The sequence below is a fragment of the Streptomyces sp. LZ34 genome, from assembly GCF_053890475.1.
In genome coordinates this window covers 1,842,300-1,854,085 of record NZ_CM132680.1, presented here as the reverse complement: position 1 = coordinate 1,854,085, position 11,786 = coordinate 1,842,300, and the positions used below count along the sequence as shown (strand labels likewise).

At 71.7% G+C, this 11,786-nt stretch carries 7 protein-coding genes; 2 read left to right on the top strand and 5 right to left on the bottom strand.

Annotated elements, in window-relative coordinates; translation table 11 throughout:
- Positions 1 to 78 precede the first annotated feature (78 nt).
- From ACWY4P_RS06605 to ACWY4P_RS06585, 5 genes are all read right to left on the bottom strand, one after another.
- Positions 79 to 1,086 carry a hydroxyacid dehydrogenase gene (locus ACWY4P_RS06605; protein WP_456209190.1) on the bottom strand — a complete coding sequence of 336 codons (1,008 nt, stop codon included), beginning with the start codon at positions 1,084 to 1,086 and terminating at the stop codon, positions 79 to 81.
- Positions 1,087 to 1,287: 201 nt separating this feature from the next.
- Positions 1,288 to 1,605 carry a hypothetical protein gene (locus ACWY4P_RS06600; protein WP_456209189.1) on the bottom strand — a complete coding sequence of 106 codons (318 nt, stop codon included), beginning with the start codon at positions 1,603 to 1,605 and terminating at the stop codon, positions 1,288 to 1,290.
- 1 nt (position 1,606) lies between these two features.
- The gene (locus tag ACWY4P_RS06595) at positions 1,607 to 6,397 is read right to left on the bottom strand and encodes a putative T7SS-secreted protein (protein WP_456209188.1); all 4,791 of its coding nucleotides are present in this window, start codon (positions 6,395 to 6,397) and stop codon (positions 1,607 to 1,609) included.
- 137 nt (positions 6,398 to 6,534) lie between these two features.
- A complete protein-coding gene (locus ACWY4P_RS06590) occupies positions 6,535 to 8,085 on the bottom strand; it encodes a Rieske 2Fe-2S domain-containing protein (protein WP_456209187.1) in 1,551 nt (516 codons plus the stop codon).
- Positions 8,086 to 8,337: 252 nt separating this feature from the next.
- The gene (locus ACWY4P_RS06585; RefSeq protein WP_456209186.1) at positions 8,338 to 9,264 is read right to left on the bottom strand and encodes a LysR family transcriptional regulator; all 927 of its coding nucleotides are present in this window, start codon (positions 9,262 to 9,264) and stop codon (positions 8,338 to 8,340) included.
- 98 nt (positions 9,265 to 9,362) lie between these two features.
- Here ACWY4P_RS06585 and ACWY4P_RS06580 point away from each other — a divergent pair, with 98 nt between their 5' ends.
- Entirely contained in the window at positions 9,363 to 10,481 is a 1,119-nt protein-coding gene (locus ACWY4P_RS06580; protein WP_456209185.1) for a diaminopropionate ammonia-lyase, read from the top strand.
- A complete protein-coding gene (locus tag ACWY4P_RS06575; RefSeq protein WP_456209184.1) occupies positions 10,478 to 11,767 on the top strand; it encodes a M20 family metallo-hydrolase in 1,290 nt (429 codons plus the stop codon). The genes ACWY4P_RS06580 and ACWY4P_RS06575 overlap by 4 nt, the downstream gene beginning before the upstream one ends.
- Positions 11,768 to 11,786 lie beyond the last annotated feature (19 nt).

Here is an 11,786-nt window from a genome sequence, read left to right as displayed (position 1 = left end):
TGCTCATGGTCGGTGATACGAACCAGTAGCTCGGAGTTCGCCAGGGGTTCGGTGTAGAGATCGATTGCTGAAAGAGTCTCAGGCGGCGCGTTCCAGCTCCGTGTGATCCACCTGATGGGCCAGTGGCACCCCGGCCAGCAGCCGCTCCAACTCGCCGACTACCGACAGGCCGAGCCGGCGCACCTCGTTGCCCTGCGACCCCGCCAGGTGCGGGGTGATGAAGGCGCCCGGCAGCTCGAAGAGCGGGGAGTCCGCGGGCAGCGGCTCCGGCTCCGTGACATCGAGGACGGCGCTGATCCGCTCGGTGCGCACCTCCTCGGCCAGCGCGTCGTGGTCCACCAGGCTGCCGCGCGCGGTGTTGATCAGGGCCGCGCCGTCCGGCATCAGCGCGAGCTCACGGCGGCCGATCATGTGGTAGGTCTCGGGAATCGCGGGGGCGTGGATCGAGACGATGTCGCTGCGCCGGAGCAGCGCGTCCAGCGGCAGCAGCTGGACGCCGAGCGCGGCCGCCTCGTCCTCGCCGACGTATGGATCGGCGAGGAGCACCTCGAAGTCCAGCGGGCGCAGCAGTTCGATGACGCGGCGCCCGATCCGTGAGGCGCCGACGATGCCGACGCGGCGCCCGAAGTTGCCGATGCCGGGGAGGATCTCGGCGAGGGGGAAGGTGCGCAGCGAGCGGTAGCGCTCGCGGGCGGCGAAGAGGTCCTTGCCCGCCAGGATGATCATGCCGAGGGTGTACTCGGCGACCGGCAGCGCGTTGGCGTCCGCGGCGGACGAGACGACCAGCCCGCGCTGCCACCAGCCGGGGGCCATGATGCCCTTGACCGAGCCCGCGGCGTGCAGCACGGCCCGCAGTCCGGGGGCGGCGTCGAGCACCGCCGCGTCGATCAACGGACAGCCCCAGCCGGTGAGCAGGATCTCGGCCCGTCCGAGGGCGCTCCGCACCCGGGGGTCCCGGAAGTCCTCGGCGATCAGCGAGGGATCGACCTCCACGGAGGCCTGAAGCCGGTCCAGCACCTCGGGGGGGTAGACGCTGGGCAGGGTCTTCGTACTCATGGCGAACAACGCCAGTGGGCGTTCGGGCAAGGCAGTGGCCTCCGACTCGGGGGAACGTCATAGCAACCGGTCTCTACGCTAGGGTGGCACTGATGAGAGGGTCAATGGAGCGAACAGCTGGAGTGTGGAGGGTGACCGGTTTCCATGGGTGGATCCCGGGACGACGAAGGGCCCGGCGCCGGCGGTGTGCCGGCGCCGGGCCCTTCGTCGTGTCCCGGGCTTGAGGCTGCCTCAGTCGAAGCTTTTATGGGTGACGCTGTCCGCGCTCAGCCCCGATTCCGCAAGGAACGCGCTCAGTACCGCGCGTGGATCCGCGTCCCCGATCGCCGTCAGGATGTAGCCGGGGTGCGGGGCGTTCTGTACCTCCCGCACCAGGGCGGCGAGCGTTCCGCTGTCGAGAGTGAAGGCGAAGGTGAGCCAGTCGCCCAGATCGTCCTGGGTCACCTCATGAGCGCCCCAGCGGGACTCCAGGCTCTCGGTCGTCACATCGAGCTGGGCGACATACGCCTGCGGGGACCCGTGGAAATCCGCCGCGTCAATGCGCCGCACGCTACCTCACCTCCGTGACGAAGGCGGGGATCGAGGCGAAGTCCTCGCCGTTGTGGTGGACTCTACCCACCCCCGACTCGCTGCCGAGCTCCCACGCCACATAGCCGGGCGGTGTGTTTCTCGCCGGCTTGGGCTCGACGGAGGTGTAGAACTCGAAACTCCCAGGTGGCGCGCTGTCCGGAATGGCGCCTCGGTGGGCCTGGACCATCTCCTCGCCTCCCCAGCGTGAGGCGCGTCCCCACAACTCTCCCGACTGGACGACCTGCTGCGTCACCTCGACCGTCTGAGTCGGCGAGCCCAGCCGGTGGAACGGTCCGTGCAACTCGCTGACGGCGCCGATGCCGGGCTGGGGCGACTCCAGCATGAGGGGCGGCCGGGCAGCCGCCGGTTCCGGCGTCGGCGGAGCCGCGGACTCCCTGCCGAACACGGACCTCAGGCGTTCCATGAGGGAAGGCCTGCATGGGGTCAGACCGTGGGGGTCGGCCCAGGTGGTGGGGTTGTGGACGTAGGTGGCGGGGTTCGGGGCGGGGGAGAGGCCGAGGGGGTCGGGGGTGGTGTAGCGGGCGGTTTCGGGGTCGTAGTAGCGGTGGTGGTTGTAGTGGAGGCCGGTTTCCGGGTCGTAGTACTGGCCGGGGAAGCGGAGGGGCGTGTAGGTGGTGCTGTCGGCGGTCCAGGTGGTGGTGCCCCAGAGGGTGGTACGGGTGTTCCAGGCGATGTCACCGGACTCGTCGACCAGGTGGGTGGGGGTGCCGACGAGGTCGGTGACGATCGCGAAGAACCGCCGATCGACCTCCTGCTGGGTGGTGGTGTCGGTGATCCGCTCGGTCTGGGCGACCGGGTGCAGGCCTTGGTGGTCCCAGGTGAGAGTGACAGGCCGCGGCAGGCCGGGCGTCGTGGTGGTCTGTTCGACGAGGGTGGAGCCGTCCCAGGTGAAGTCGGTCTGCTCGGCGACGGTGTGGCCGTCGGGGGCGAGGCGTTGTTTGGCGGTGCGGCGGCCGAGTGGGTCGTAGAGGTAGCGCCACACCGTGCCGTCGGGGGTGGTGACACAAGTGAGGTGATCCTCGCTGTCCCAGGTGTAGCGCCAGGTGTCGGATTTCTTCGACAGGCGGGTCTTCTGGCGGAGGGTGAGGCGGCCCGCTTCGTCGTGTTCGTAGCGGACGTTTCCCGCGCGGGTGATGCGGGTGCCGGAGTAGGCGCGGTCTCCGGTCGCATCGGTGCCGGGGTGTCGTTCGGGCCAGGTGGCGTGGGTCTGGTTGCCCGCCTCGTCGTAGGCGTAGCTCTCGGTCCAGCGTCGCGCCTGGACGGCGGTGACGCGGCCCGTGTCGTCGAGGGTGAAGGTGCGGGGGCCGGTGTGGTGGTCGTCGATGGCGGTGAGGTGGCCGTCGGGGCGGTAGGTGTAGGCCCGGTGGTGGAGGGGGTCGGAGGCGGCGGGGCCGGTGAGGGTTTGTGCGGTGAGCCGGCCGAGGGGGTCCCAGGTGTGGGTGAAGGTGAGGGTGTCGTCGATGTGGCGGGTGGTTTCGCGGCCTGTGGCGTCGTGGTCGAAGTCGAGGGTGTGGCCGGAGGTGGTGAGGGTGGTCTGGTTGCCCGCCGGGTCGTAGGCGTACGTGGTCGTGGCGCCGGTGGGGGTGGTGCGGCGGGTGCGGCGGCCCAGGGCGTCGTAGGTGTGGGCCAGGACCCGGCCGCCGATCATCTCGGATTTGACGCGGCCCATGCGGTCGCGCTGGTAGACCACCTCGGTGTCGGGTCCGGTGGCCGAGGTGAGGCGTCCGGCGGGGTCGTAGGCGTAGGCGGTGGTCCGGCCGTCGGCGGTCTTGCGGACGGTGCGGCCGAGCGGGTCACGGGTGAAGGCCACGGTCTGGCCGAGGGGGTTGGTACGGGTGGTCAGCCGGCCCGCGGCGTCGTGGGTGTAGGTGAGGACACGGTCGTCGAAGTCCGTCTCGGACAGCAGACGGCCCGCCGCATCGTACTCGTAACTCCAGGTCAGCCCCTGAGGGTTGGTGACCTGGGTGAGGCGCAGCGCGGTGTCGTGGGCGAACGCGTAGCGCAGCCCGTCCGGGCCGGTGCGGGCGGCGAGCAGGTCGAAGTGGGTGTACTCGTAGGTGGTGGTGCCGGTCGGCCCGCTGTGGCTGGTGCAGTTGCCCTCGCCGTCGTAGGTCCAGGACTCGCTGGTGCCGTCCGCGTGGGTGCGGGTGGCGAGCTTGCCCTCGACCGTCCACTCCAGCCGGGTGGTGTGGCCGAGGGGGTCGGTGACGGTGGTGGGGCGGCCGAACGGGTCGCGCTGGTAGCGGGTGGTGGCACCGAGCGGATCGGTGATTTCCGCTGGGAGGCCCGCGGCGTCGCAGCGGATGTGAGTGGTCTCGCCGAGGGGATTGGTGACCGCGGTCTGACGGCCCTGCTCGTCGTGGGCATAGCGGGTGGTGTGGCCGGTCGGGTCGGTGACGCTGGTGCGTCGGCCTGCCTCGTCGTAGGTGTTGTGCCAGGTGGCGCCGTCCGGGCCGGTGACGGTCAGCGGCAGGCCAAGCGCGTTGTAGGTGGCCTCGGCTTGCAGGCCGTCGGGGCGGGTGACCGTGGTGAGGTGGCCTGCCTCGTCATAGGTGTAGGTGGTGGTATGGCCGAGCGGGTCGGTGTGGGTCAGGGGCCGGTGGTGGCGGTCGTAGGTGGTGCGGGTGGTGTTGCCCAGCGGATCGGTCTGGGCGATGACCTGGCAGGCGTCGTTGATGACGTAGCGGCTGGCGTGGCCGTCGGGGGTGGTGACGGTGGTGATGCGGTGGCCGGTGGTCTGGTCGGCGTCGTGGTAGCTGATACGGACCGATATGTGGCCTGCTTCGCCGCCTTCCGCGATGCAGCGGTCGCGGTTGTCGTAGACGTAGTCATAGCGGCGGTCGTTGGTGTCGGTCCAGGAGATGACGCGGGCTTCGTCGTCGTACTCGAACCGCAGGGGGAGGCCGGAGGAGTTGATGACCTCGGTGAGGTTGCCGTCGGTGTAGCGGTAGCGGAGGAGCTCCTGGTCCGAGCCGTCGGGCGCGGCACCGGCCAGGTGGAGGGCGGTGATCCGGCCGTTGTGCGTGGTCAGCTTCAGGTGATAGCCGGCGGAGTGCACGATGCCGGTGGGCGCCCCGTCGCTGTCGTGGTCGAAGGTGATGAAGTGGCCGCTTCGGTCCGTGATCCGCTCCAGCCGCGCGACCCCGTCACCCCCGCCACCCGGGCCGTCCCCGCCGTCCGGGCCGTTCGGGCCGGTGAAGTGGAGGGTGCCGCCGGTGGCGGGGTCGGTGAGGGTGTAGTCGCCGTCGGCGTCCCGCTCCAGCGGCCACCGCGGACCCGCCACCGGGAGCGTCGGCAGGCCGGGGGCCGGGTGCGGATAGGACAGCAGCAGCCCGTCCTCGCTGATGAACACGACGCCCTCGGCGTCGATCTCCAGCCGCTGGTCGGCGGTGCTCGACCACGACGGCCCGAACCAGCCCCCCGCCGCATACCCGGACTCCACCCGGCGCCGGAAGACCAGCGGCAGCTCGCCCGGCAGCGTCACATCCGTCTGCGGCAGGAACATCTTCCCCGTCGCCAGGTCCACCGGGTCCGTGCCGTTGCAGGTCTTCCCGGCATCCTTGCGCGCGAAGGGGTGCGAGCCCTCCTTGCGCAGCGCCGCACGCGCCGCGTCCTCCCCGCCCCGGGCGTACTTGGCCGCCGCCATGCCTTCCCGGGCCATACCGAGACCCTTGGTGCCGACCAGCTCGGGCACCAGACGCCCCAGCCCTTCCGCCGGGTCCTTGGCGAAGGCGTCGAGCATGTTCTTGCCCGCACCCACCGGGTCATTGGCCAGCGTGACCAGCCCGGCCGCGGTGCTGTTCAGATTCGTGACGTACTCAGCCGGGTGCGTGATGTTGTACAGGTCCAGCGGATTGAGCTGGCGGGCGAAGTTGACCAGGCCTGCCGTCCCCTTCACCACACCCCCGACCAAGTGCGACGAGTCCAGCTGCAGGCCCTCCAGGCCGTCCCCCACCTGCTCGGCGTAGGAGGGCTTGGGCGGGGCGGCGTCCCGCGCCTGCGCCACCGCCTTCACCGCCGTCTCCTCCGCCTTGTTCCGCTGCCGCCGCGCCTCGTCCAGCTTCTCCTGCGCCGCCTTGGCCTTGGCGGGGCCCGGGTCGGCGAATTCCGCCGGCTCCTTCGGCTTGGCCCCCGGCTCCTTGCCGTCCTCCACGGCGGCCTTGTACTTGTCCACCGCCGCGTTGTACGTGTCCACCTTCCCGTTGTAGGCCGACCGCGCCTCCTCCGACGCCCTCTTCGCCGCCTTGTACGCCTCGACCGCCTCTGCCGCCTGGCCCTGCGCCCACTCCACGGTGCCCGCGAAGCCTTCCAGTGCCACCGCGGCCTTCTCGCAGGCGTCGGCGGCTTTGAACCACTTCTTCGGCTCGATGGACACCTTGTCGCGGAAGGCGTCCGCGCTTTTGCCCTTGAGGTGGGAGGCGTCCAGCCCCTTGAGGCCGTTGCCGACCTGGTCGAAGGCCTTCTGGAAGTCCCGCAGATGTGTGGCGGTGGACCGGAGCTTGCCGGCGCTGCCGAAGATGAGTTTCTTCGGGTCCTCGGTCTCGTCCAGCTGCATCTCGGCGACATCGGCGCCCAGCGCGTTCGCCGCCGAACGGGACTTGTCACGGACCCAGTCCGCTCCGCTCTCCCACCCGACCTTGTCCAGACCCTCCGCGGTCTTGTTGCCCAGCCACTCGACACCGTCCCCGACGGCCTCCGTGCCCGACTCGACCGCGTCGTCCAGCCAATCGGGGGTCAGATCCCACCCCATCAGACCTTGTCTCCCTGCCCCGGGGCTTATCTCGCCCTGACCTGCGTTCTGCGACTTTGCGCACCGTACAACACGGTGTCCTGTCGCTCACGACGCGGAACAGGCTGCTCCGGGTTCCCGCGTTTCCCCCCTCGTGATCAGCCATCAGCCGGGGCGATCCGCTCGGCCCGGATGTCGTGGCCGTCCGCGGTCAGACAGCGGCCGGTGGACAGGTCGTAGCGCCAGCCGTGCAGGGTGCAGGTGAGCTCGTCGCCGTCGAGCTGTCCGAACCGGCCGAGGTCCGCGCGCAGATGGGGGCAGCGCCGCTGGACACGCCAGCCGTCCAGCTCGACGTGCTGGCCGTCGTCGTGCCCGGAGTCGTAATAGTTCTCCACGTACTCGATGCGTTCACTGGACAGACACTTGAAGAACACGTACAGGAACTCGTTGTACGGCCCGATCCGGCTGGCGCTGAAGCGCAGGGACAGCAGCAGGCTGTTGGACCAGTCGACCTCGCGCCGGGCGATATTGGTGGCCACCAGGTCGCCCGTGGTGGACAGCGTGTAGCGGCAGCGCTGGCCCTCCCACCGGCGGACCTGGCGAGCCGGGAAGTCGATCACGATCGGGGTGTCGTCGACATCCAGCCGGGCCGGGCCGCCGACCCCGTCGCAGATCCGGTCCGCGCGCGCCAGCAGCGGTTCCCACCACTGCTTCAGCTCGGCCAGCAGGCGTTCGGGCGGCAGCGCCGGGGCGCGCGAGGCGCGCTCGGCGGCGAGCGCGGGCTGCTGTCTGCGGGCGAACTCACGCAGGTACGCGCCCTTGTGCTCGAAGATGTGGTCGATCTCCTTCGCGGTGTAGCGGTGGGTGAGCTTGCACGCGGTGCGCTGCGGCTCGGCGACGGTGCCCGGCAGCAGCAGGTGCGCCGAGGTGTCCGGCCGCGCCTCGGCGAGCTCCGCCAGGAACTCCCTCTGGTCGACGAAGATGCTCTCCCCGTCGCGGCCGGTGCCGTTGAACCGGAACAGGTCCTCGTCGAGGAAACAGGGCGGTCCGGCGTTGGGGAACACATGCTTGGCCTCGACGGCGTCGATATAGCGCAGGGCCCGCTCGGACTGCCCCTCGCGCTTGCGGGCGGCGAACTCCCGCTTCGCGGTGTCCGGCAGTTGGTAGACCATCGGCCACCAAATCGCCCCGGAGAACTGCAGGAAGTGCGCGTCGACCTCGCCGAACGCCCGGATCGAGGGTATGTCCAGCGGGTGCGCGTCGTTCTGGTTGAGCAGCACCGTCTCCCCGTCGTCCAGCGACAGCGCGGAGTCGCCGATGGGGCCGTCGCCGGGACCGGTCAGGGCGGTGATCATGATGCGCAGGCCATCGCGCTCGACCGGGACACCGCTGCTGGTGCGCAGGAACTCGCTGAAGCCGAGCGCGCGCAGCTCGCACTCCAACTCGTCGGTGGCGAAGGCGGGGAGCAGCACGGTGAGGTCCTTGCGCACATTGCGGCGCAGGTTCTCCGCGTCGAAGTGGTCGCGGTGCAGATGCGATACGTACAGGTAGTCCGCGGCCCGTCCGTAGTGGTCCCAGTCCAGGTCCGTGTTGTCGGGGAACGGGAACCACGAGCCGAAGAAGGCCGGGTTGACCCAGGGGTCGCAGAGCACCGTTCCGGCGGCGGTCTCGATGAACAGTCCAGCATGCCCAAGTCCGGTCACACGCATAGCACAGCACCTCAGCCCGGCTCCGTAGGTCACCCGCCCCAACCGTCACGGAAGGGGCCGGTGCGTCACGGTTTTCACTGTGTGCGGATTTCGGTGCGTGTGCACCCGCAGCGGAAGTGTCCCCGGACACCGGGACACGCGGATGGCCAGGCCAGGGGCGGTGGCCGGGGTGTGGTTTCGCCTGGTCGAACGTCGCCCGGTTGCCGTAGTGCGGCGTGTCGCGAGGCGTGGTGTCGGGTGGCGTGTCCCGACTCACCAAGTAGGGTCGGCGGGGCGGTCCGCGATCATGGTGACCGCCTGCCGGAGGGCCTGCCGGCAGGCCTGGATGGCAGGGTGTCGGCTTCGGCCACGGCGGACGGCGGTGAACAGCCTGCGCTCCCGGTGGCCGCGCGGCAGCGTGCGCAGCGCGACCGTCGGCGGCCGCCCGCTCCACACCAGGTCCGGCAGCAGCGTGGCGGCGTGGCCCTGCTCCACGAGGCGCAGATGCAGCAGGATGTCGGTGGACTCGAACCGCACGTCGGGCTCGAACCCGGCGGTGCGGCACAGGGTCATCGCCCAGTGCCGGGCGGCGGTGCCCTCGGGCTCCATGACCCAGGGGTGACCGGCCAGCGAACGCAAGCCCGCCTGCGGGCCCTCGGCGTCCACCGCGCCGGGCAGCGCCAGCCGCATCGGGTCGTCGCACAGGTCCTCCTGCTCGAGCTCCGCGGGCCGGGGGTTGGGGTTCCCCGGGTACTCCTCGGCGATCACCAGGTCGAAGTCGCGGGCGAGCAGCGCCGGGAGGGACCTCTCGGGCTCGGTCTGGGTGACATGGACCCGCAGCCGGGGGTGGAGGTCGCGCAGCTGGGTCAGCGCGGCCGGCACCAGGGCCAGGGCGGCGGTCTGGAAGGACGCGATGCGCAGGGTGCCGGTGAGGTCGGTGAGCGAGGTGGCGATGTCCGCCTCGGCGCGCTCCAGACGTTCGAGCACCGCCTCGGTGTGGCCGACCAGGATCTCGGCCTGCGGGGTGAGCCGCACCCGCCGCCCCACCGGCTCCAGCAGCTTCACCCCGACCTCCGCCTCCAGCTGGGAGAGCTGCTGGGAGACGGAGGACGGGCTGTACGACAGGGCGGCGGCGACGGCCGCGAGCGTGCCGCGGTGCTTCAGCTCGCGCAGCAGGCGCAGCCGGTGCAGATCGAACATCGGCGGACCGGCCTTCCTCGATACATCGGTATTTCTGATGAATATAGATCGGAAACATTCGCTGGACCGACGGAAGGGACGCATCGCACGCTGGTCGGGTGCCTGAGATCGCTTTCCCCCGCTCGCTGCCGTGGTTCGCGCACCCCGCCGCCCGGACCTGGACCTGCGACCCCGCCCCCACCCACGTACGCGACTTCCACGCCGCGCTGCCCGACTACGCCCCCACCCCGCTGCTCGAACTCCCCGCTCTCGCCGACGAGTTGGGGGTCGCCCGGGTCCTCGTCAAGGACGAGTCGTCCCGCCTGGGCCTGCCCGCGTTCAAGGCGCTGGGCGCGTCCTGGGCGGTCCACCGGATCCTCGCCGAGCGGACGGGCGACCGGGCGCCGGCCGGCCCGGTCACCCTGGTCACCGCCACCGACGGCAACCACGGCCGCGCCGTGGCCCGCACCGCCCGGCTGCTCGGTCAGCGCGCCCGCGTGTTCGTCCCCGAGGGCGTGCACCCGGCCGCCGCGGCCGCCATCGCCGCCGAAGGGGCGCGGATCGTCCGGGTCGCCGGGCCGTACGACGAGGCGGTGCGCCGGGCGGCTGCCGAGGCCGCCGCGCCGGACGCGGTCCTCGTCCAGGACACCGCCTGGCCCGGCTACGAACGGATCCCCGGCTGGATCGTGGAGGGCTACTCCACCCTCTTCGCCGAGCTCGACGCACAGCTGGCCACCGCCGGCGCCGGGCCGGCCGGCCTGGTCGCCGTGCCCGTGGGGGTGGGCTCCCTCGCCCAGGCCGCCGTCACCCACTACCGCGGCCGCCCCGCCCAGGGCACCACGGCCCTGCTGGCGGTCGAGCCCGAGGCCGCGGCCTGCGTGCTGGAGAGCCTCCGCGGGCGGGAGCCGGTCAGCGTGGCGACCGGCGAGACTGCCATGGCGGGCCTCAACTGCCAGACCCCCTCCAGCATCGCCTGGCCCTATCTGCGCGACGGCCTGGACGCCGCCGTCGCCGTCACCGACGCGGACAGCGCCCGGGCCGCCCGCGACCTCGGCGCGCTCGGCGTCCCCTGCGGCCCCTGCGGCGCCGCCTCGCTGGCCGGCGTCCGCGCCGCGCTCACCGGCGAGGGAGCAGGCGCCCGGCGCACCGCCCTGGGCCTCGGGCCCGACTCCAGCCTTGTCCTGCTCAGCACCGAAGGCGCCGACGCCAACCCCCATCTCCAGGAGCACCGTTCATGACCACCCCGGACACCCTCACCCCCGCGATCACCGTGGACGGGAGCCGCCTGTGGCGGTCGCTGATGGATCTTGCCGGGATCGGCGCGTACGACGACGAGCGCACCGGCCTGCGCGGAGTGAACCGCCTGGCCCTCACCGACGCGGACGCGGCCGGGCGGCGCCTGGTCGTCTCCTGGATGGAGCAGGCCGGCCTGACCGTGCGCGTCGACACGATGGGCAACATCTACGGGCGCCGCGAGGGCACCGACCCCACCGCCCGCCCGGTGCTCACCGGCTCCCACCTCGACAGCGTCGCCACCGCCGGCGCGTTCGACGGCTGCCTGGGCGTGCTCGGCGGCATCGAGGTCGTCCGCACCCTCAACGAGCGCGGCATCACCACCCGCCGCCCCCTGGAGGTCGCCGTCTTCACCGAGGAGGAGGGCGTCCGCTTCGGCACCGACATGCTCGGCAGCGCGGTCGCCGCGGGCCGCCTCCCGCTCGCCCACGCCCACGCTCTCACCGACCGTGACGGCGCCACCCTCGGTGCGGAGCTGGCCCGCACCGGGTTCGCCGGCCCCTTTGACGAGCGCCTCGATCCACCGCACGCCTACGTGGAGTGCCACATCGAGCAGGGCCCCGTCCTGGCCCGGGCCGGGGTGGAGGTCGGCGTGGTCACCGGCGTCCAGGGCATCTCCTGGCAGGAGATCACCGTCCACGGCCGCGCCGCCCACGCCGGCACCACCCCCACCGAGCTGCGCGCCGACGCCGGTCTCGCGGCCGCCCGGATCGTGGTCAGGCTGCGCGAGATGGTCGACTCCGGCGCGTACGGCGACCTGCGGGCCACCGTCGGCCACCTGACCGTCCACCCGGACCTGACCAACATCGTCCCGGCCCGTGCCGAGCTGACCGTCGACCTGCGCAACCCCGACGACGCGCGGATGGCCCGCGCGGAAGCCGACCTCGCGGACTTCCTGCGGACCCTGGAGGGGGAGGAGCCCGGCTTCGGCGTCACCACCCGGCGGATGGCCAGGACCGCCCACGTCCCCTTCGACGAGGGCGTGCGGGAGGTCATCGCCCAGGCCGCCGACGACCACGGTCTGCGGCATGTCCCGCTGCTCTCCGGCGCGGGCCACGACGCCCAGGAGATCGCCGCGCTCTGCCCCACCGCCATGATCTTCGTCCGGGGCGAGTACGACGGCATCAGCCACAACCCCCGCGAGTACTCCACCCCCGAGGCCTGCGCGCACGGCGTGGACGTCCTGGCCACCACCCTCGTACGGCTCGCCTGTGACGACGTGATCGGGTAGGCGGCGTCCGGCGGCCACG